At 54.6% G+C, this 20,774-nt stretch carries 20 protein-coding genes; 5 read left to right on the top strand and 15 right to left on the bottom strand.

All coding sequences use genetic code 11. The features are described from left to right. Nucleotides 1-3: 3 nt before the first annotated feature. The 7 genes from RB620_RS10395 to RB620_RS10365 form a co-directional block, all read right to left on the bottom strand. Entirely contained in the window at nucleotides 4-735 is a 732-nt protein-coding gene (locus tag RB620_RS10395) for a ThuA domain-containing protein (RefSeq protein ID WP_308094046.1), read from the bottom strand. A 33-nt stretch (nucleotides 736-768) separates the two neighbouring features. Next, nucleotides 769-1,251: a DUF456 domain-containing protein gene (locus RB620_RS10390; protein WP_308094044.1), complete on the bottom strand. Its 483-nt coding sequence runs from the start codon at nucleotides 1,249-1,251 to the stop codon at nucleotides 769-771. A gap of 59 nt (nucleotides 1,252-1,310) precedes the next feature. Then, a complete protein-coding gene (locus RB620_RS10385) occupies nucleotides 1,311-2,063 on the bottom strand; it encodes a Cof-type HAD-IIB family hydrolase (RefSeq protein WP_308094042.1) in 753 nt (250 codons plus the stop codon). A gap of 281 nt (nucleotides 2,064-2,344) precedes the next feature. Continuing rightward, a complete protein-coding gene (locus RB620_RS10380) occupies nucleotides 2,345-3,244 on the bottom strand; it encodes a metal ABC transporter permease (protein ID WP_308094040.1) in 900 nt (299 codons plus the stop codon). Further along, complete coding sequence (locus RB620_RS10375) at nucleotides 3,241-4,191, bottom strand: metal ABC transporter permease (RefSeq protein WP_308094039.1); 951 nt, start codon at nucleotides 4,189-4,191, stop codon at nucleotides 3,241-3,243. Before RB620_RS10375 ends, RB620_RS10380 begins: the two co-directional genes overlap by 4 nt. Further along, nucleotides 4,188-4,994: a metal ABC transporter ATP-binding protein gene (locus tag RB620_RS10370; RefSeq protein ID WP_374121393.1), complete on the bottom strand. Its 807-nt coding sequence runs from the start codon at nucleotides 4,992-4,994 to the stop codon at nucleotides 4,188-4,190. Before RB620_RS10370 ends, RB620_RS10375 begins: the two co-directional genes overlap by 4 nt. 35 nt (nucleotides 4,995-5,029) lie before the next feature. Then, the gene (locus tag RB620_RS10365) at nucleotides 5,030-5,998 is read right to left on the bottom strand and encodes a metal ABC transporter solute-binding protein, Zn/Mn family (protein WP_308094037.1); all 969 of its coding nucleotides are present in this window, start codon (nucleotides 5,996-5,998) and stop codon (nucleotides 5,030-5,032) included. 384 nt (nucleotides 5,999-6,382) lie between these two features. On the opposite strand from RB620_RS10365, the gene RB620_RS10360 reads away from it, so the two are divergent. Next, nucleotides 6,383-7,180, top strand: a complete 798-nt coding sequence (locus RB620_RS10360) for a heparin lyase I family protein (protein ID WP_308094036.1) — start codon at nucleotides 6,383-6,385, stop codon at nucleotides 7,178-7,180. Nucleotides 7,181-7,591: 411 nt separating this feature from the next. On the opposite strand, the gene RB620_RS10355 is transcribed toward RB620_RS10360, so the two are convergent. Continuing rightward, nucleotides 7,592-9,694, bottom strand: a complete 2,103-nt coding sequence (locus RB620_RS10355) for a peptidoglycan D,D-transpeptidase FtsI family protein (protein ID WP_308094035.1) — start codon at nucleotides 9,692-9,694, stop codon at nucleotides 7,592-7,594. Between the two features lie 44 nt (nucleotides 9,695-9,738). After that, nucleotides 9,739-10,188: a hypothetical protein gene (locus RB620_RS10350; RefSeq protein WP_308094034.1), complete on the bottom strand. Its 450-nt coding sequence runs from the start codon at nucleotides 10,186-10,188 to the stop codon at nucleotides 9,739-9,741. A 188-nt stretch (nucleotides 10,189-10,376) separates the two neighbouring features. Between RB620_RS10350 and RB620_RS10345 the strand changes: the two genes are divergently transcribed. Together RB620_RS10345 and RB620_RS10340 are read left to right on the top strand one after the other, a co-directional pair. Next, nucleotides 10,377-11,567: an MFS transporter gene (locus RB620_RS10345; protein WP_308094033.1), complete on the top strand. Its 1,191-nt coding sequence runs from the start codon at nucleotides 10,377-10,379 to the stop codon at nucleotides 11,565-11,567. A gap of 369 nt (nucleotides 11,568-11,936) precedes the next feature. Then, entirely contained in the window at nucleotides 11,937-12,308 is a 372-nt protein-coding gene (locus RB620_RS10340) for a ribonuclease M5 (RefSeq protein ID WP_308094031.1), read from the top strand. Here RB620_RS10340 and RB620_RS10335 read toward each other — a convergent pair. From RB620_RS10335 to RB620_RS10320, 4 genes are all read right to left on the bottom strand, one after another. Further along, nucleotides 12,305-13,894: an FGGY-family carbohydrate kinase gene (locus RB620_RS10335; protein WP_308094030.1), complete on the bottom strand. Its 1,590-nt coding sequence runs from the start codon at nucleotides 13,892-13,894 to the stop codon at nucleotides 12,305-12,307. The genes RB620_RS10340 and RB620_RS10335 overlap by 4 nt on opposite strands. Before the next feature lie 72 nt (nucleotides 13,895-13,966). Beyond that, a complete protein-coding gene (locus RB620_RS10330) occupies nucleotides 13,967-15,313 on the bottom strand; it encodes a GntT/GntP/DsdX family permease (RefSeq protein WP_308094028.1) in 1,347 nt (448 codons plus the stop codon). 105 nt (nucleotides 15,314-15,418) lie between these two features. After that, nucleotides 15,419-16,492 (bottom strand): 2-hydroxyacid dehydrogenase, encoded by a 1,074-nt coding sequence (locus tag RB620_RS10325; protein WP_308094026.1) that lies wholly within the window; start codon nucleotides 16,490-16,492, stop codon nucleotides 15,419-15,421. A 26-nt stretch (nucleotides 16,493-16,518) separates the two neighbouring features. Beyond that, nucleotides 16,519-17,364 (bottom strand): MurR/RpiR family transcriptional regulator, encoded by an 846-nt coding sequence (locus RB620_RS10320; protein ID WP_308094024.1) that lies wholly within the window; start codon nucleotides 17,362-17,364, stop codon nucleotides 16,519-16,521. A 322-nt stretch (nucleotides 17,365-17,686) separates the two neighbouring features. On the opposite strand from RB620_RS10320, the gene RB620_RS10315 reads away from it, so the two are divergent. Beyond that, the gene (locus RB620_RS10315; protein WP_308094022.1) at nucleotides 17,687-18,523 is read left to right on the top strand and encodes a class II fructose-bisphosphate aldolase; all 837 of its coding nucleotides are present in this window, start codon (nucleotides 17,687-17,689) and stop codon (nucleotides 18,521-18,523) included. 60 nt (nucleotides 18,524-18,583) lie between these two features. Here RB620_RS10315 and RB620_RS10310 read toward each other — a convergent pair whose 3' ends face one another. Both RB620_RS10310 and cyoE read right to left on the bottom strand, forming a co-directional pair. Further along, nucleotides 18,584-19,189, bottom strand: coding sequence for an SCO family protein (locus RB620_RS10310; RefSeq protein WP_308094258.1), 606 nt, complete (start codon nucleotides 19,187-19,189; stop codon nucleotides 18,584-18,586). A gap of 35 nt (nucleotides 19,190-19,224) precedes the next feature. Continuing rightward, nucleotides 19,225-20,076, bottom strand: a complete 852-nt coding sequence (gene cyoE, locus RB620_RS10305) for a heme o synthase (RefSeq protein WP_308094020.1) — start codon at nucleotides 20,074-20,076, stop codon at nucleotides 19,225-19,227. 247 nt (nucleotides 20,077-20,323) lie between these two features. Between cyoE and RB620_RS10300 the strand changes: the two genes are divergently transcribed. Beyond that, nucleotides 20,324-20,746, top strand: a complete 423-nt coding sequence (locus RB620_RS10300) for a cell wall hydrolase (RefSeq protein WP_308094019.1) — start codon at nucleotides 20,324-20,326, stop codon at nucleotides 20,744-20,746. The last annotated feature ends 28 nt before the right edge of the window (nucleotides 20,747-20,774 follow it).

Below are 20,774 nucleotides of genomic sequence, written 5' to 3'. Positions count from 1 at the left end.
ACCTTAGTCCTGTTGTTTGCCGCCAATCGGTTCAAGAGGCTTGTGGTTGCCACGCACCGGAACCGCCGCCCTGGACGGCGCAGCCCATCGGACGCCATTCTGGATCACTTGCAGAATCTGCGGGTTGTAGTAAGTCGGGAACGTCTCGTGGCCCGGACGGAAGTAGAAAATTTTACCTTGGCCCCTGCTGAACGTGCAGCCGCTGCGGAAAACTTCGCCGCCTTCGAACCAGCTGACGAAGATCAGCTCGTCCGGCGCCGGAATATCGAAGTGTTCGCCGTACATCTCTTCATGCTCGAGCGTAATGTACTCCGGCAATCCCGATGCGATCGGATGTGCCGGGTTGACGACCCAGATGCGTTCCTTCTCGTTCGCTTCGCGCCACTTGAGGTCACAGCCGGTACCCATCAGTTTTTTGAAAATTTTGGAGAAATGTCCCGAGTGCAGCACGATAAGCCCCATGCCTTCCAGCACGCGCTGCTGAACGCGTTCAACAATAGAGTCCTCGACTTTGTCGTGACCCATATGGCCCCACCAGATCAGGACGTCGGTATTGTTCAGGCGATCTTCCGTAAGTCCGTGCTCAGGCTCCTCCAACGTTGCGGTAGCCACCTCGATATCCGCAGCAGCAAGGCCTTTCGCCAGCGCCTGATGGATGCCGTCCGGGTAAACCGCTTTGACTTCGTCGTGGATTTTCTCATGCAGGAATTCGTTCCATACCGTTACTTTTACCATTGTTATAACCGCCTTCTCTTTTCTAATAGAGATTTAGAATTCTAACCAAAGAATAAACAGGATGATCATCGCAAGCTGCAGAATGACCTTCACGACAACGCTCGTAAACAAGCCAACCAGCGCGCCCCAGCCGGCTTTAAGGGATTGCTCGAAGTTCTTGCCCGCCATCAGTTCGCCGATGACGGCACCCGCGAACGGACCGATGATAAGGCCGAACGCCGGAATGACGAAAGGTCCGATGATGAGGCCGATCGTGCTTCCGATGACGGAAGCCCTCGTCCCGCCGAACCGTTTGACCCCCCAGGCGCTGACCGCGTAATCCGCGACGAACAGCACGATAACGATCAACGTCTGGATCGTCCAAAAAATCCAATCGAAATCGCCGAATGCGAAAAACCAGCCGTATACGAAAAACGCGGCGTAAATCGCCAGCGCTCCCGGCAGGATGGGATAAATCGCGCCGACCATGCCGACGACGAACAAAATAATAATTAAGGACCAACCTAAAATATCCATCTCCTATAGCCTCCTTTGCACGATTGGCAGAAGAAAACTAAGCGAGCACCCTTCTGCGCTTACGTTCCGAATATGTACTTCTTGATGATCTCTGCCACGCCGTTCTCATCGTTCGTCAGCGTCACTGCGTCCGCCGCTAGCTTCACGGCCTCTTGAGCGTTCCCCATCGCGACGCCTAACCCGGCTTCCCGAATGGCGGCAATGTCGTTCAGACTGTCGCCCGCCGCGATCACCTGGGACATCTCGATGCCGAGAAGCCCGCACAGCTCCCGGAGCGCGCTTGCCTTGGAGACGCCGAGCGGATTCAGTTCGATATTGTGCGGCGAAGAATTGGTGATCTCGAACGCTTCCCAGCTCTGCGTCTCCGCCAAAATCGCTTCCCTTGCCCGGTCATCCTCGGTATAATAGCCGAACTTCAGCCAGTGGAAGGAGTCGTAATCCCGGCTGGCATCGAACCAACGTTCCTTGTTGTAAACCGTTTGCGTCGTATACGCCCAGAACCATACCTCCGGATATTGGCCGGCAAGCTCGTGCAGCCGCTTCACGTAGATCGGGCTTAGCTCCGTCCGCTTGTGCAGCACATGCGGCCGCGCCCAAACTTCGCCGCCGTTCACCGTAATCATCGGCGTCTCAAGCTTCAGCTGTTCGGCGTACGGCAGCGCGCTTTCGAAGCCTCTCCCTGTCGAGAAACTTACGATGACGCCGATATCCAGCGCCTTTTGGATCCACTCGGCGTTCTCGCCGCTAATTTCACTTAGCTCGTTCAGGAGCGTTCCGTCCATATCGAGCGCCAGCAATTTGTAATCCGACATGCTGTCATCCCCTTCATCCGTCCTTGCACACCTGCTTATTCTAACACAAATCGGCAAGAAACCAAATGATGGACGAGCTTGTTTCGCCTCTGCAGCCAGACGTGCGGGACGGGGTATGCGAGGCGGGGCTAGGCGGGCGAACGATATATTTACGCAGCAAAAAAGAGGATGCTTCATGCCCCGCCGATTCGCGTGGGGCCGAAACAATCCTCTTCATCCGATCGCTGCCTCCCGGGCAGCATCGATCATTATTAAATAATATAGCGTTATTCCTTTCCCGATTACGCCGTCCGAGTCCCGCTCGCCGCTTCGGCCGCCAGCTTGCGCTGACGGAGCTTGCGGCTTACGAGTCCATGGCTAGGCGACAAGAGGAAGGTCGCGACGAACAGCAGCCCGGCGGCGACGATAATGCAGCCTGCGATCGACGCATCCAGCACGATTGAAGCTCCGTAGCCGATGAAGGTGCTGACTACGCCAACAACGATGCTGAGCGCGATCATTACGCCAAGCCGATCCGTCAGCAAGTAAGCGGTCGAAGCCGGAATAATCAGCATTCCGACGACCAAGATTGCCCCTACGCTTTCGAACGAGCTGACCGTTGCCATCGACACGAGGCCCATCAGCAAATAATGGAACAATGCGACCGGAATGCCGATCGCGGCAGCCAGCGCCGGGTCGAACGCGCATAACTTGAACTGCTTGTAGAACAGCCCGATTACAAGGCCGATGATCAGCAGCGTAACGCCAAGCAGCCAGACCGCCTTCGGCCCCAGATTGACGCCGCCGATCTCCCACAGGTTCCAATGGACGAACGCGATCTCTCCGTACAGAATGGCGTCTTGATCCAGATGAACCTGTCTGGCGAACAAGCTGACCAGAATAACGCCAATCGCGAATAACGCGGTGAACACGACGCCGATCGAAGCATCCGATTGGATGCCGCTGCGCTGGAACATCCCGATCAAGAACGTCGTCAGCAGCCCGAACGCAAGCGCGGCGAACATCATGAGCAGCGAATCGCGCGAGCCGCTGATCAGGAAAGCAATGACGATGCCCGGCATGACCGAGTGGCTGATCGCATCTCCGATCATCGCCATTTTGCGCAGCACGAGGAAAACGCCGACGATCCCGCAGCATGCCGCAACGAGACTGCCGGTTAACAGAATCCAGAAGTCGCTCATCCTGCCGTCTCCCCTTTCATCCGCTCTCCGGCTACAGGTTTGCGAATGTCGTTCTCAAGCAGGAACCGCCGCTTGACTCGGATGCGCAGTATACGTTTCGCGAGAAGCCCCCGCTCCGGTCCGAAGAGCACCGATATACCGAAGAATGCCGTAGCGGCAAGCACCGTAACGGGACCGGTCGGCAGGTTCGAGACGGAGGAGCTGATCCAGGTGCCCAGCGCCCCGCTTAACGCCCCGAACGCGCCAGACAGGACAACCATGAAGCCGAGTCTATTCGTCCAGTATCTGGCGGATACGGCAGGCGTGATCAGCAAAGCGGCGATGAGCACGACGCCAACCGCTTGAATGCCGACGACGACCGCCACGACGACGAGCAGCATAAGAAGCTGCTCCAGCAGCGCGACGGGATAACCAAGTCCCTTCGCGAAGCCGGGATCGAACGAGATAAGCTTGAACTGCTTGAACAATAACGTGCAGACCGACACGAGCGCGAGGCAGATGACCGACATCGTGACGACGTCGGAGCCGACCATGGCCGCCGCTTGCCCGAACAGAAACTTGTCGAGACCGGATTGGTTGCCGTAGTCCCCATGCTGGATGAAGGTCAATAATACGATTCCGAGACCGAAGAACGAACTGAGCACGATGCCAAGCGCCGCATCCTGTTTCAAGCGGGAATGCCGCGTAATATAGCCGATGCCGAAAGTCGCGATGACGCCGGCGATTCCGGCGCCGATCAGGAAGATCCCGATCGACTTGACGCCTGTCAACATAAACGCGATGCAGATCCCCGGCAACGCGGCATGCGCGAGCGTATCCCCGACCAAGCTTTGTTTGCGCAAATAAGAGAAGCTGCCGATGACGCCGGAGCTAAGGCCGAGCAGCATGCAGCCGAAGAAGATCCACTGCATGTTCGGATCGGCTAACATCGCGAAGAAGTTGCTCATAACGTACCACCTCCGCCGCTTGCGCCGGATATGGCGACCTCGCCCTGGTCCAGGAAGGCTAGCCTGCCGCCATAGGTCCGTTGCAGCTTCTCGTGCGTAAACGTCGACTCGGTTGGCCCGAAAGCTTGCAGCTCGACGTTCAGCAGCAGCACGGAGTCGAAATATTGTCTGACCGTCGCCAAGTCGTGATGAACGACGATGACGGTTTTCCCTTGTTTCTTCAGCTCTTGAAGCAGCGTTATGATGGCTTTCTCCGTCGCGGCGTCGACGCCGGCGAACGGTTCGTCCATGAAATACAGCTTCGCGTTCTGGGCAAGCGCGCGAGCCAGGAACACGCGCTGCTGCTGCCCGCCGGACAGCTGGCTGATCTGGCGGTCGGCGAAGTCGGCCATGCCGACCTTCCGGAGGCATTCGAGCGCATGCGCCTTTTCCTTCGCGCCCGGGCGACGGATCCAGCCGAGCCGGCCGTATGTCCCCATGAGAACGACGTCGAGCGCGTTCGTCGGAAAGTCCCAGTCGACCGACTCGCGCTGCGGCACATAGCCGATCAGCTTGCGCTGGCTTTTCAAGCTTTTGCCGTAGACGAGCACTTCCCCGCTAATGCTTGGAAGGAGTCCGAGCGCAGCCTTCATCATCGTGGACTTTCCCGCGCCGTTCGGCCCGATGACGCCGATCAGCTCGCCTTCGTTCACCTCGAACGAAACGTTCCGCAGGACGGGTTTCTTCTGGTATGCCACGCTGAGTCCGCTTATCGACAGCGGGGCTGCTTCTCGCGCAGCCATTCCGGTCATTGTTTTCGCCATACTCATCGCATTCGCTTCCTTTCGTGGTGGGCGGTTTATTTGAGCGCAGCTACGATCGTATCTACGTTATGCTTCACCATACCGATATAAGTACCTTCGACCGTTCCCGGATCGCCCATAGCGTCGGAGAACAGCTGTCCGCCGATGACGACCTCGTGGCCGAGCTTCTTCGCGCCTTCGATGACCGATTCGATCGACTTGGACGAAACGCTGGATTCGATGAACACGGCCTTGATGCCGTTATCCACCAGGAAGTCGCGAAGCTCGCTCACGTCTTTGGAGCCGTATTCCGACATCGTATTCATGCCTTGCAGCCCCAACACTTTGAGACCGTACGCCTCGCCGAAGTATCCGAATGCGTCATGGGCCGTCACCAGAATTCGGCTCTTCTCGGGAATAAGCGCGATTTGCTCGCGAGCGTATCCGTCCAGCTCCGAAAGTTCGGTCAAGTAATCCGCAGCTCTCGACTCGTAATAATCGGCATTCTCGGCATCCTGTTCCTTCAACGTATCTCTTACTACTTCGACCGCCGACATCCACAGCTGCACGTTGAACCAAATATGCGGGTCATGCGTCGCTCCGCCCTTCGCGTTCGGATCGCCATGCAGCTTCGATTCGTCGATATCCTTCGAGACGGCGACGACGGGTTTGCCCTTTTCCAGCTTCTCGAAAATTTCGCCCATCTTGCCCTCCAGGTGAAGGCCGTTATAAAAAATAATGTCGGCTCCGTCCAGCTTCTTCACGTCGCCTTGCGATGCCTTATAAAGATGGGGATCGATCCCCGGCCCCATGAGTCCAGTTACAGCGACGCGGTCGCCGCCTACTACCGCCGCGATATCCGCGATCATGCCCGTCGTCGCCGTAATTGTCAGCTTCCCATCCCCGCTCGTCGTCCCCGACTGTTCCCCGCCGCATGCCGCAAGCGTCAGAGCCGCGAGCGATAAAAATATGATCGTCATCACAAATCTCCGCACCGCGGAATTCACTTTACTCGTCCTTTTCATTCATGACCCTCCCAAAGCTGATTAATAGTGAACAGGACAAACAATTTGCCCCAAGTAATAACATTTTGTTTAACGCCTCTTTTTTAATAATACACAAAAATGTTTCTCTTGTGCAACATTTATTTTTTGGCGTTTGCGGAGTCGGCTGCCAAACCTGTTCCAGACAACGAGCTTTCGTCAACCGATACATAATGATCAGGCCGTTCTCAGAACCTTTCGCCAGTTCAAAAAGCAAAAAAGCACAAGCCACCGAAAAAAAACGCATATCGGATAGAAATGATTTCTATAAAATGAAATTATTCCTTCGGAAAGGAGCTGCTTATCTTTACTTTACCTTCAATTGGATCCGACCAAATCTAACAAATGATCAGGAGGAAACATGAAATGAAAAAGTCTTACAAAGTCGCCGCCGCCTTGACGCTCGCATCGGTATTCGCCGCAAGTACCGTATATGCCGCCACGGTAACGATCAATTCCGACGGACCGAACAGCGGAAGCTCGCCGCTGGCTATTTTTCAGCAATATTTGGGTTCCGATCCGGTCGATGGTCCCACCGATTCCGGTCATCTGTACGAATCCACTTCGTCCTATGTCGGAAACGTGTTTATGTTCAAAGCGGGAACGGAATCGGATACCGCGGTACTGGACGGCAGCAATACGGACAGGCAGCGTATCGAGGTGAAGGCGTACAAAGGCTCGCCCAGCAATGTAACCGCTACCAACGGGCAAACGACTACATACAAGTGGCAATTCCGGGCGATGAGTCCTTACCCGATGCCGCCATCGGGAAATTTCCATCATATCTTTCAATTAAAAGCGGTCGACGGCGATGACGGTTATCCGGTATTGACGTTTTCTCTCGACAACGGCTATTTGAAGTTCAGGCACAATCCGGTCGGGACGGACACGGCCCAGCTCTCGACGCTTGCTCAGACGGAATTCTCGAATGTGGACGGACAATGGGTGGAAGCGACGGTCACTGTCAAACATACGGACAGCGGCTCCATAAACATGGCGCTGAAGCTGCTTGACGGCACGACGCTAATGTCATACAGCGGAACAAGAGACAACTGGAGAGACGGGGCAACGATCAACCGTCCGAAGTGGGGGATTTACCGAAAACTTTATTCGGGCATGCCCGAGGCGAAAATACAGTTCGCGAATTTTCAAATTACCGAATAAACGAACAGGGGCTGTCCCGAAAGTCATAGATGACTTGGGACAGCTCCTGCGTGCTTGAAATTTCATATCCATTCAGCCCGCTGCGCCCCAAATGTGCGTTGTGAGCACGATTTTTCGTACACATTCGGCCTGATGTACCCCAGATGGGCGTCGTGAGTACGATTTTTCGTACACATTCGGCCCGATGCGCCCCGATTGGGCGTCGTTTGTACGATTTTTCGTACACATTCAGTCCGCTGCACCCCATGTAGACGAAGAAAAGCTGCCCCTAAAAGTGTTTACTTCTGGGACAGCCCCTTTGTTTATTGATTTTGATCGGCGCGGGTCTAACTCTCGATAATCCACCCGCATTTGCTTCGCGGATACCGCCCGTCGTTCGCCTTACTGCCGAACGGCAGCGGTACCGCTTTGCTACTGTGCGTCTCCCGCCCCTTGGCCCGCGCCTGCGATAGGCGTGCCGTCGGCGTTAGTCCCGCCGGCAGCGCCGCCTGCCGATGCAGCCGCGAGCTGAGCCGCAAGCGCCTTGTTCGGCGTGCCGGTCAGCCCGATCTCAGCGTCGTAGGCGTCGAAGATTTGGCGTGCGATCGGAGCCGCGCCATAACCGCCGAAGCCGCCGTCCGGCACGATGACCGCAACCGCCAGCTTCGGGTTATCAGCAGGCGCGTAAGCGATGAACACCGCGTTCTCGGCCGTGCGCTGCGACACGTCTTGCTCCGAGGTACCCGTCTTCCTGCGGAATTCGTGTCCGAAACCTTCGAACCCCTGCACGTTAACCTGCTCCATGCCGGTTTCGATTTCCTTCCAGTACGCCTCTGGAATATCGACGGTATTCAGTATCTCCGGCGTATAGCCTTGAATGAGGTTGCCTTCCGAATCCTTGATCTCATTCACGAACTGCGGCTTAATACGCTTGCCCCGATTAGCCAGCATGGCGGTATATTGCGCGAGCTGAAGAGTCGTGTAACGCCCTTGCTGCCCGAAGGAAGCCTGGATGAGCGCGGACTGCGCGCTTCCCCGCTCCGCCTCGGTGAAGTATTCGATGATACCGCGCGACTCGCCCGGAAGTCCGCTCTCCGTCGATACGCCAAGCCCGAACTGCTTCATGTACCCGTCCCAAATCTCGACGCTGGACTTGCCGTTAACGGTTCCGCGCAAATAAAGCTTATTACCGATCATCGCCGCCATGAACGGGTTGGAAGAATGGGCGATCCCGCCCGCTCCGTCGATGCTGCCGTACGACTTGTTCTGGGAGTTCCGGATGTTGGTTTCGTAACCCTTGCTGCCGTACGTGAACAATCCCGTATCGTTATACCGGGTCGTTGGCGAGAATAACCCTTCTTGCAAACCGATCAGAACGGATAATGGCTTCATCGTCGAACCCGGAGGAACGATCGAGGATGGATGTTTGTCCCTGTCGACCTTTGTCTTATATGGGCCATAGACGGTACGGATCGTGCCGTTCGGGAGCACGTTGCTGAAGTTCTCATAATCCTCAGGGCTAATCCGGCCGCCCGCCCAGATGTTCGGATTGTAATCCGGCATGCTCGCCATCGCGACGACCTTGCCCGTGTCGACTTCCATAGCGACCGCGAAACCCGTCTGCGCGAATTCCGCTTTCTCGTACCGGTTGGTCGATTTGCGGATTTTCTCGAGATGGTTCATGATGGACTGCTCCGTATGAAGCTGGATGTTCTTGTTGATCGTCAGGAACAGATCCGCGCCTTTCTCCGGATTCGTGATCTGCATCGGGCCGATAATTTGCTCCTGGTTGTTGACCGGATACGACTTCAGCCCGTTTTTTCCGCGCAAGACGTCCTGGTACATAAACTCCAGTCCGTCGAGTCCGACCTCTTCCTCTTCCAAATATTTGAGCGCGGGATCCGTTTCGTCCATCTTCGCCGAATAGAACTCGTTGTCGACCCGGACGCCTTTGTATTTTTTCAAATAGCCGACGAGCTGCACCGCGATCGAGCTTTTGTCGTAATTGCGCACGCTCTCTTCCATGATGTCCACGCCGGTGAAATCCGTCCGGTTCTCCATGAAATAAGCGACTTCTTTTTTCGTTAGACCGGATTTGATCCGACGCGGCGTGGAGATCGTGTTGCGCCCGAATTCCAGGTCCATCTGGCGGATAATATCGTCTTCGGTCATCGCCTGCTTGGGATCGCCGTACTGCGTGAAGATCTCTACAAGCTGCTTGGCCGTTGCCTTCGCTTTGTCCTCGTAGCCTTTGCCCGGTTGAATGCTGTAATAGAGCGATTGAGTCGAAGTCGAGTACGCGATCGGGTAGCCGTTCGCATCGTAGATATTGCCCCGGATCGGCGCGATCGCGTCGTTCCGGGTGCTCTTGCGCAGTCCTTCCGCGCTAAGCGTCGGCCCTTCTACGAACTGCAGTACCGCAAGTCTTACAATCAATAGACTGAATAACCCAAACGTAATAAAGAAAAAAAAGTTCAGGCGGAACGAAAAGTTTCGCCGATTATCGATTTCCCGCTTTTGCGGATCGTCCTGCATGTGTCACACACTCCCCATCCATGCAGGCCTGCGGGGCCTGCCTGTTAACCGTTTTGTTTCGCTTGCTCGATAAAGGTCAGAATGGCGTCGTCCAGCTGAAGCGTAATAGCCGGCGCGCCCTTAAGGGATACCTTCACTTCGCTTGCCCCAACCTCACCCGTCAGCTCGATGTTCGACGTCGTTACCGTATACGTGCCGTCTTCGTTTACCTTGTACTCCGCGTTCTCGGCTTCCCCGATCATCGCCGTGACCGCTTCCTGCTTCACGGTATCCATCATCTTGGTGCCGATCTCCTTCACGTCGTCAAGCGAATAACCGCTGTAGAGAACGACCCCGATGACGATAACCGCGGCAAGCGCCCACTTGACGACCGTCTTCACGACGCGGACGATAAGCAGCAACGCGACCAAAGCAATAACGAGCACCAACCAGTTTTCTTGTAAAAACGTTGTCCATGTCTCCGTATCGTATGCCGAAAAATCCAAAAAATCCATTCGCGAACCCTCCTATTATAACTCTTTCTAACATCTACTACAAAATATTATAGCCTACCAAGAATAGGGCGTAAACGCCGCCGTCCGCAATCGGGAGACATATCCTGTCCCATCAAGGCGTACAAGTAGGTATATGTTCTAAAGAGGAAGTTTTTTAACAAGTATTTGAATGCAAGGAGGATCCGCTTGTGAGAACCGCGTTATGGCTGTATTTGTTCCTGTTCGTCGCTTTTTTCGACCTGCATGCTCAATATCCGATTTTGACTCCGTTCGCCATTTCTATCGGCGCTGCACCTTCCTTCATCGGCCTCATGATGGGCATGTACTCCATCACGCATTTGCCGGGCAACGTCATCGCCGGCTACGGCGTCGACCGATACGGCAGCCGGCTGTTCATCGTATTCAGTCTGCTTGGCGCCGGCATCATCCTGCTGTTCCAAGCGTACGTCACCGATCCGTGGCAGCTTCTGCTGCTGCGTTCCATCAGCGGCTTCGTGCTAGCATTCCTGTCGCCGGCCTGCTTGTCGCTGCTAGCGAGGCTGACGAGCGACATTACGGAGCAAGGCAAGCTAATGGCGGGCAACGGCCTCGTCCACACGCTCGCCTCCGTCGTCTCCCCGGCGGCAGGCGCTTATCTCGTCGCCAAAATCGGCTTCGGCACGGCCTTTACGATTCTTGGCTGGGTTTTGATCGGGACGGCGATCTGCGCGCTCGTATTCATCAAGGAAATTAACCGAAAGCTGAACAACAGCGTGGCGGCGTCCGGTCAAAATCCTTTAGTCGCTCCCTCCGGATCGAAGGCCAAGACGCCTGCCGCACAATCCGTGCCGATTCCGTGGCTGATCTATCTGCTGCCCGTCGCCCTCAGCTGCGCGCAGGGCATTCTTTCCTTCGAGCTTCCCCTGCTCGCGAAGACAAGAGAAGCCATGATGACGACCGGCCTTTTATTCTCCGTCGTCAGCATCGGCGCGCTCATTACGCTCAGCATGCTGTTCCTGAACCGATTGCCCGCGTTCCAGCGAACGTTATGGGGCGCGCTTTGCCTGGCTTTGGTCTATTTCGGCATCGCGACAGAAGTTCCGTTGCCTCTAGCCGTCATGCTGTTGTTCGTTGGCATGGCCAAAGGCATCATATTGCCCGCGCTTTCCACTTTGCTGATCGAGTTAAGCGGCGGCACAAGGTACGGCAGGACATTTTCGGTGCTGTCCATCGCCTTCTCGGTCGGCGCCTTTCTCGGTCCAATGCTGGCAGGACAGCTTCGCGACCATGTTTCGCCTTATTACATTGCATTCATTGCGCTCATGCTGGCGCTGGCTCTTCTCCCCTTTTACAAATTTCGCACGCTTGCGCCGAACACCCAATTTTCGAAGACTGGGTAAACGCACAAGGCATTCGTCTTCTCCGCACATAGAATATTGTGTGTCGGGCGGCTAATCGTCCATAGGCCTTGGCTCACGCAGCCGGCCGCCAGACTTTAACGCTACCGTAGAGGGGTGACTCCATAATGACAGGCGTAGGCAGAGGCTTTGGTCACAACAGCGTAGGCACTGTTCTTGTATTGTTTATCTTGCTCGTAATCATCGTATGTGCCGGATTCTGGTAATTCCGATATGATGGTCCTTTAATCGCATGTGGCCGCCTCTCGGCGCAGACGCTCGTCCGCGCCGAGAGGCGGCCTTCTTGTTTGAGAGGGCTGTCCGTATGGTACACTAAGCATTAATATAGAAGTAGCGATTGGAGGGATCGGGATGGACGTTGCCATCGTGGTAGAGGGGAAAAATGACCGGAGCAGACTGCGGCGCGTGCTGGATGACCGAATCATGATCCTATGCACGTACGGTACGCCAGGGACCTTGCAGCTTGAGAAGCTCCTCAAGGAGGCTGGCGACCGCCAGATCTACGTTTTCACGGATAACGATTCCTCCGGCCGCCGCATCCGAGGCATGTTAAGCGATCTGTTTCCCGACGCGGAACACATCTACACGCGCAAAGGTTATTCCGGCGTCGAGCATACGCCCGTAGAATATTTGATTGAGCAATTGGAAAAAGCGGGCCTCGACGCGCATATCGTGTATCCCGCGCTCGATCCCGCTTCCGAGTGGAGCAAAGACGATTTTTAATTGAGCTGGTCTTCCAGCGCTTCGCCAAATCGGGAAGCCGTTTGCTTCAGCCTTGCGTACATATCGTTGTTGTTCAAGGAATGATAGAGCGCATCGTGAAGAGCGGACATCTCCGCGTAGACGGCCTTCAGCCCGCGATTCGTCGTCTTCATCCGCGTCATGTCCAGCTGGCTCATCGCGCGGTGCGCTTCCTTCAAGTCGGCGAATACGCCAATCGACGTAAAAGCGTTCATGGCGGCGCCGACCGCGCTGCCTTGCTCCGTCGTGTTTGGAATGACGACAATGCCGAAAATATCGGCTTGGATCTGGTTGAACAGATCGAATTGAACCAACCCGCCGCAGACGTGAATTGCCGACAGACGTTTGTATTCGGCGTCCTCCTCTTGCTGCAGGATCGAATCGATAATGCGCAAGTTTTTGTTCACCTCGAAGCAGATGCCTTCCAAATAGGCTCGTACGATATCCGCCCGACTCGTTCCGAGCGAGACGCCCATCAGGACGCCGGTCGCGTCAGCGTTCCAGTACGGAGCGGCACTTCCCGCATAATGCGGCACATGCAGCACGCCGTTCGCTCCGGGTACCGATGCGAGCGCCAGCTCGTTCAGCTTCTCGTAAGAGCGATCGTCGACCAATAAGTCTCTGAGCCAACGGTACGTCGAGCCGCTCGTGAAGATCCCGGCTTCAATGATCCACTGGCCAGGCACGGCGGAAGTGCTGCAGACGACTTTATGCTCCGGCGAAGTGATCGGCTTGTCCGTTGGCGCAACGACGAACGAACCTGTGCCGGTCGTCACCTTGACGATGCCCGGCTCGATCGCGCCGACGCCGAGCGCCGCGCATTGCTGGTCTCCGCCCGACATGACGACGGGCAATCCCGCGGGAATGCCATATGCTTCCGCGGCTTCCGCCGTTACGGGCCCTGCAATCGTGCCGGTCGGGTAAGCCTTTGGCATTTTGCCAAGGTCGATGTTCACCATGCCCGCCAGCTCTTCATCCCAAGCGAATTCGTGAATGTTGAATAGCATCGTGCGCGAAGCCTGCGTCCAATCCGTCTTGAATTCGCCTGTCAGCGCAAAAATCGCGAAGTCGTGGACGCTAAGAAAATATGCGGCTGTCTCATAGATTTCCGCACGCTCGCTGCGAAGCCACAGAAGCTTCGGCAAAGAGAAGTAAGGGTCGATCTTCAGACCCGTCTTGGCAAAGATCGTCTGCTCCCCGATCGTCTCTCTCAAATAAGCGGCTTCCTTGACGGAACGTTTGTCCTGCCACAGAATCGCATGCGCGATCGGCTTGCCCTTCGCGTCGACGGGGATAAAGGTTGCCCGTTGGCTTGTGACGGTTACCGCTTGAATGAGCGGGAACAGCTCGGGCACCTTTCGCTTAAGCTCCGCGGCATTCTCCCGGATGGACCACAGCCATGTCTCGGGATCATGGTCGATCACCGTCGGCGAATGAAAGATGCTGCTGTATTCCCGATAGGACATCGCTTGTATCGTTCCCGCGGAATCGACGAGCGCGATGCGCCCGCCGGTCGTTCCCAAATCGATAACCATTGCCAAAGGGAGAACTTTTTTTTGTTCAGTCATAGCGGTGTCTCCTCCTTGTTCCATACATTTATGTTGCTTAACTATCGGATATTGTAATCAACCCGCTCGCAATCAAACAATCATGCTCATCAACAGAACCATCGCGAACGCCGCAAACGACATAATCGTCATCATGACTGTCCAAGTCTTCAACGTCTCCGAGACCGTCATGTTAAAGTATTGCTTCACGAGCCAGAAGCCGGAGTCGTTCACATGACTTAGCATAATCGAGCCTGCGCCGATCGCGAGCACCAGAAGCTCCATGTTTGTACCCGGCGACATCTCCGCGATCGGGAGAACAATGCCTGCCGCCGTCGTCATCGAAACTGTAGCGGAGCCGATCGAAGCGCGAATGAGGCCGGCGATAGCAAAGCCAAGAAGGAGTACCGACAAGTTCAAAGCCGAAGCGTACGATGCGATAGCCTCGCCTACGCCGCTTGTAACCAGCACGGCGTTGAAGCCGCCGCCTGCCGCGATAATGAGCAGGATCGACGCGGTTGGGGACAAGCAATCGTTCAGCATGTCTGACATTTGCTTGGCCTTCATGCCGCGAGCGAATCCGAACGTGAACATAGCGACAACCAGCGAGATCAAGAGCGATGTAATCGGATGGCCGATGAACGACATTAATGTGCGGGCACCATGTCCATCCGGCAACGATAGGTCGACAGCGGTTTTGATCAGCATCAAAATAATCGGAAGCAAGATGGTAAACATCGTGATGCCAAAGCCGGGCAGATTTTTTTCGTCGTTTTCGCTGCCGCCGAATTGGCCCATCAGCTCTTTGGACACTTCTGGATTAACCCGTTTCGCAATCCAGCTGCCGTACAGCGGGCCGGCAATGATCGCCGCTGGGAAACCGACGATGATCGAATACAGAAGCGTCATGCCGACATCTGCTTTCAGAATGCCGATAACGGCCATAGCCGCCGCATGCGGGGGCACCAAGCTGTGCACGACGGCAACGCCGGCAAGCATGGCGACGCCGATCTTGATGAGGGACGTTCCTGTCGAGCGGGCAAGCGTATAGACAAGAGGGATAAGAAGAACAACGCCGACTTGCAAAAATACCGGAATGCCGCAAATAAACGCAACGATCAGCATGATCCAATGGACTTTTTTCTCGCCGAACCTCGAAATCATCGTTCTTGCGATCCGTTCGGCGCCGCCGGATTCAGCCATTAGCTTGCCGAGCATCGTGCCGAGACCGAGAATGATCGCGATCGTGGCCATAATGTTGCCTGCTCCCGTCTGGTAAGCCGTCGCGATTTCGCCAAGCTTCATGCCCGACATAAGACCCATGGCCAAGCCGGCGATGACGAGCGAGATAAACGGATTGAGCTTGAATTTGCCGATCAAAATAATGAGTCCGACGATAGAGATAACTGCGTACAGTAATAATTGAAGGTTTTCACTCATGATAATCGCTCCTTTGTAAGCGGTTTCAATATTATGCCTTTATGGAGATTAAATGTTGCTTCCGACAGACAGAATAATGAAATTCCGTCTGTCGAAAGCTAGTTATTAAGATTGCAAAGATTCAATCCATTGCTTCACTTTCGGACGACTCAACACTTCCGGGTTTTTGACCCAGCTTGCATGGCCCGTCTCCAGCACCTTCTTCACTTCTTCCGCCAGCAAGAATGGAGATTGCATCAGAGCATCGGAAGTCGTGCCGGCGATATGGGTCGTAAGCGTCACGTTGTCCAGCTCGCGCAGCGGATTGCCTTCCTCAAGCGGCTCGATGTCGAATACGTCCAGCCCCGCTCCCGCAATTTGTTTGTTCTTCAAAGCTTCGACAAGCGCGTCCGTATCGATCAAGCCCGAACGGGCGCAGTTGACCAGATATGCGGTTGGCTTCATCATCGCCAGCTCGCTCCGGCTGACCATATGATGATTCTCTTCGGTCAGACGGGCATGCAGCGATATAAAATCCGCCTCGCGGAACAACGTTTCTTTGTCCACGATCGTAACATGCGGCATGTCGATCGATTCCGGCTTCACATAAGGATCGAATACGATCACTTCGACGTCGAAGCCGCTTAATTTCTTCGCGACAAGGCGGCCGATATATCCGAAGCCGACTAGTCCGACCTTCTTGCCCTTCAGCTCCGGAATATAATCCGAATTGCTGAATGTTTTGCGCCACTCGCCGTTTTTGATCGAATGATGGGCGCGAGCGATGTTCCTCGATTCGTTCAGCATCAGGCCGATCGCGAAGTCGGATACGGCTTGCGCGTTGCGGCCCATGACGTGAACGACAACAATATCGCGTTCGGTAGCCGCTTTTACATCTACATTCTCGGTGCCGGCACGGGCAACTCCTATCAGCTTTAGGTCGTCGAAAGCATCCATACCTTCCGCCGAGAACGGTCCGAACAGACCGAGCACCATATCCGCGTCCTTGTTGTCCTTGAACATCTGCGGCACTTCCTCAACCGCGGGACCTTGCTGCTCGATGACGAGACGACGGTTCTGCAGCTTGCCCCAATCGGCTTCCCAATCCGTCGTCACGATTTCGTGATCGCCGAGCATGCCGGCTGCCTTCGTGAATTGTTCGCCGCGAATCATAGCGTCTCCGAATGTTAATATTTTCATTGGTTGACCTCCGTATACCCATGTTGTTATGTTTTGAGCTTCGCCACCGCCAGACGGGACGCGTTGACCGCGTCGATGCCGGCTTTCCCCTTGCGCAGAACGGATATGACATACAAGCTGTCTATGATCGCCAGCTGCACGATTCGGCTGATCATGGCATCGGAACGGTAATCCGTCTCATTGGAGCTCGTTACGAGCAGTTCTTCCGCGACATGGGCGATCGATGACTTGGCAAAGCCGGTAATGACAATAATTCTGACGCCCTTCTCCTTAGCCTGTTGCAGAACGTTGAGCAGCCCGATCGTTTCTCCCGAATGCGAGACGGCGAATATAACATCTCCCGCATTCATATGCGACGCCGCAATCGCTTCCATGTGCAAATCCGTCATCACGATCGCGTTCATGCCCAGCCTCAAAAATTTGTGTGCCGCATCCGAAGCGATAATACCCGATACGCCTTGTCCGAAAAAATAAAGCCGTTTGGCTTCCGCCATGATCTCTCCCACGCGGTGAAGCGCTTTGTAATTGATCATGTGTTTCGTAGTCTGGAATGCGGCGATCGTCTGGTCGAGCACCTTCTCGAACACTTCTTCCGCCGTATCCGTCATGGAAATTTGCTCGTAAATGCTGCTGGCTTCGTTATCCGCCGACATTTCCTGAGCGAGCGCAACCTTGAGCTCCTGATAGCTCGTGTAGCCAAGCTTGCGGTAAAACCGTACGACGCTTGGTTCGCTTACGCCGCTTAACTTGGACAGTTCGTTCATCGATAACAGGAAAGGTTTTTCGTTTTCTGCAAGAACACCCCAAATTTTTCGATCGGAATTGGTTAACTCTTTCTCCAAAGCTTTAATTCGATGTTGAAAAGTTGCCATGTTCGTGATCGATCCTCACTTTCGGCCGTGATGTAATAATACTACATGTTTGAAACTATATCAATGTATTTTTACTACTTTTTTGTTGTCTTTTTTCTCGACAGATTCATTATACTACATTCGAAAAACAATTACTTCATCTAATGTGTATGGAAATCCGCCTATTTTCGACCCCTTTGGTACTGTTTATTGATGATTCGGCAGAGTGCACCATTCGAGATTGTAGTATTTCTACATTGATGTAGTAGCTAAAATGTAGTATTATTCAAAGTAGTCACTCAATATTATGTAGTTTAACTACAAACATGGAGGTCGATACACGATGTTTACAACAACCCGATCCATTCTTGAAGAAGCGCGCAGAAAGCGATACGCCGTAGCGGCGTTTAACGTCTACAGCATGGAAACGGTGCAAGCGGCTGTTGCCGTATCCGAAAGATTGCGCCAGCCCGTTATCATCGCGCTCGGCGAGCGTTACTTCGATACCGTCGATGTCGAAGCGTTCAGCGCGTTCGTGAAGGTGATCGCAGAGAAAGCCGGCATTCCGGTTGCCCTCCATTTGGATCATGCTTATGAGAAACAATCGATCATCCGGGCTATCCGTTGCGGCTTCGGTTCAGTCATGTACGACGGCTCCAAATATCCGCTTGAGGAAAATATTCGCCGCACGAAGGAAATGGTCGAGATCGCGCATATGGCCGGCGTATCCGTGGAAGCGGAGATCGGCTCGCTCGCCCGCGGCGCCTTCTCCGACGAGGAAGAGGGCAGCGGCGCACTGACCGATCCGGATTCCGCCCGCGCGTTCGTGCAGGAAACGGGCGTCGACTTCCTCGCGGCGGCCATCGGCACCGTGCACGGCATGTACACGGGCGAGCCGAACATTGATATTCCACTGCTCGGACGCATCAGGCAAGCGGTCGACGTGCCGCTTGTTCTGCATGGCGGCTCCGGTACGCCGGATGACAAAATCCGCGATTCGATCGCGAACGGCATCTGCAAAATCAACGTTAACACGGAAGTTTCCATGGCTGCGGTCGCTTATTTGAAGACGATCGGTGAAAGCGACAAGTTGCCGCATCTTTCAAACGTCATGGCCGACATGCAAGCGGCGATGGAGCAATCGATGGAGAAGTTCGTAAAGCTATTCTCCGGCTTGTAAAACGTAACAGAAAGGACCGCCGGGGCTGCCCGACGGTCCTTCTGCATTTTCATATTTAGCTTAAAGCAGCTTGTTCACTTGATTTACGATGTAGTTGGCGTCCAAGTTTTCGTCGCTGCCTTTGATCAACTGCCGGATTTGGCCATCCTTGTCGATCAGGACAATCAAGTTCATATGGGAGAACGTCCCCGATTCCGGATCCTTCACAACGCTGACTCCCATCTTCCTCGCGAGCTCGATTGTAGCGTCGCCGTCTCCGCGAAGGAAATGCCAGCCGTCCAGCTCCGCGGAGGTCCGCTCGGCGAATTGCCGAATCGCGTCCGGGGAATCCCTCTCCGGATCGAAGGTGATCGAGATCAGCTCGGCCTCGCTCCCGAGTTTGCCCTCCGCGCGAAGCTTGTCCTGCGCTTCCGACAGCAGGAACGTCGTCGGCGGGCACACATCCGGACAATTGGCGAAATAATAGTAAACAAGCCGGACCTTCCCGTTCGTGGACGAAAGCGAAACCGGATTGCCGTCGATGTCGTTCATTTCGAATTCCGGAGCGGATTGCAGCACAGGCAGCGCCGCCTCCGGCTTCCACACGTATGTAATTAACAAATAAATGCCCATCGCCGCACATAACGCGAGCACGGCTATCTTGAACGCATGCCTCCGTAAAAACACCAAAAAATCCAATCCTCCTCGCCTTAAGACAACCGTTACTTCACGGTATTCGCGATCATCGCAACAAATACGATCATCAAATAATTAACCGAAATCAAAAAATTAACTTTCGCCCACTTCTCTGTATCCGCGGCACGTATGCCTCCAATCGTATGAACGAGCCATACGACGCTGAGCACAGCCGAGATGATCAAAAAATAAATGCCTGCATACCCGTACGTATAAAGCAACACGACCGTCGGCAGCAGCAGAAGCACGTAAGGAATCATTTGCAGCTTGGTCCGTTTGACGCCTTTGACCACCGGCAGCAGCGGGAACCCGGCTTCGCGGTATTCTTCGACCCTGCGGATAGCGAGCGACCAGAAGTGTGCGGGCTGCCATAAGAATAGAAGCGCGAACAATAACCAGGCTCCGGCGTCAACCTCGTTCGTTACGGCGCAGTAGCCGATTACCGGCGGCATAGCCCCGGAAATGCCTCCGATTGACGTGCTCCATGTCGAGCTGCGCTTCAGCCACATGGTATAGATGACGATATACACGAACCAGCCGAGCAAACCAAGGAAGCCGGTAAGTGGATCGAGAACGAACAGGATGGCAAGTCCGGCGACGCCCAAAATAATGCCGTAGGCCAACACTGCGGCAGGCGTCATTCTTCCCATCGGCAGCGTGCGGTTTCTCGTGCGCTCCATCTTCTGGTCCAGCTCGCGGTCCCAGTAGTTGTTCACGACGGTTGCCGAAGCCATCGTCAATGTCGAGCCGATCAACATCCATATCATAAGCGGGAAGTCAAGCTCCCACTTGGAAGCTACCCAGAACCCGCCTAAAGCGGCAAACATATTCAGCCGGAGCAGCCGCGGTTTCGTTAACGCAATCAAATCCTTCAGCACAAAAGCTAGCCTCCCGAGTATGCGACAAGACGCGCAAAACATCTCTCTTTCATTGTTGAATCGTTACTAATCATACCGAAAAATGTTGGCGGTGACAACGTTCACCGCCTTTGTTCATGATTTCGACACTCATAATGTGACAATTCGGTTGTATTTGAATTTTGTAACCTTTCCGCCTAATGTTCCATACATTAACCATGTAGTGTAACGCCCATTCCAAGGACGAAGGGAGTGAAGGATCTCATCTATGGCAGTCATCAAAACCAATGCCGAAGATACGAAGATGCTTGCGCGCCTCATGCGCGCCGAAGCGGAAGGCGAAGGCGATCTGGGTATGCTCATGGTCGGCAATGTCGGCGTCAACCGCGTGCGCGGCAACTGTCTTGATTTCAAAAACATCCGATCGATCCCCGATATGGTGTATCAAAGCCCAGGCGGCTTCGAGGCGATCCACAAAAGCTACTTCTACCAAAAAGCGCGCGAAAGCGAAATCCGGCTTGCGAAACGGGTCATCGGCGGCGAACGCCAGCATCCGGCTTCCAACGCCCTTTGGTTTTTCCGTCCGGCAGGCGGCTGTCCCGGAACATGGTGGAACCAAAGCAACGCCGGCCGATTCAAGGCGCATTGCTTCTACATCCCGAAGGCCGGCGAATGTCCGACAGTTTATTAATTACGATTCCGATTTCCATTGCATGAAA

This window comes from Paenibacillus sp. LHD-117 (assembly GCF_030929555.1).
GTDB lineage: Bacteria > Bacillota > Bacilli > Paenibacillales > Paenibacillaceae > Pristimantibacillus.
This window is presented reverse-complemented; position numbering and strand designations above follow the sequence as displayed.